This is a genomic window from Arthrobacter sp. Y3223164 (assembly GCF_059091005.1).
Genome location: NZ_JBNHGF010000866.1, coordinates 1 through 431, shown reverse-complemented (window position 1 = coordinate 431; position 431 = coordinate 1). Strand labels below are relative to the sequence as shown.

Annotated in this window: 1 pseudogene; it reads left to right on the top strand. The window is 72.6% G+C overall.

Features of this window, described 5'->3' with window-relative positions:
- Positions 1 to 431: pseudogene (locus AC5RUJ_RS18450) on the top strand (aminodeoxychorismate synthase component I); the annotation flags it as partial.

The window sequence follows — 431 nt, the reverse complement described above, 5'->3', positions numbered from 1 at the left end:
AACACGCTTTGGCCCCGGAGCGCGCGGCCCGCGAGGGCGTCCGCCTGGTCGCCGAACGCCTGGCCGCCTATCCGGACGCCGAAGACATTTACCGGCGCCTGTACGCCGGCTCCGGCCGCAGCGTCTGGCTGGACAGTTCAAATACCCGTGAATCCGCCGACCGGAACCGGATCAGCGTCCTGGCCGACGATGGCGGAGCCTTCGGCGCCTGGGCCGAACACCGCAACGGCACCACCGTGGTCGGCCAGGGCAACGCCACCGCCCGGATCCGTGGCGGTTTCTTCCGCTGGCTGGACACCGTGTGGGGACGCCGCACCGTCACCCTGCCGGCCGGGGTCCCCGGGAACTTCGCCCTGGGCTGGCTGGGCTACCTGGGCTACGGGCTCAAGCGCGAGACCGGGGGCTCGGACGCCGGTGCCGAGGTGCCGGAC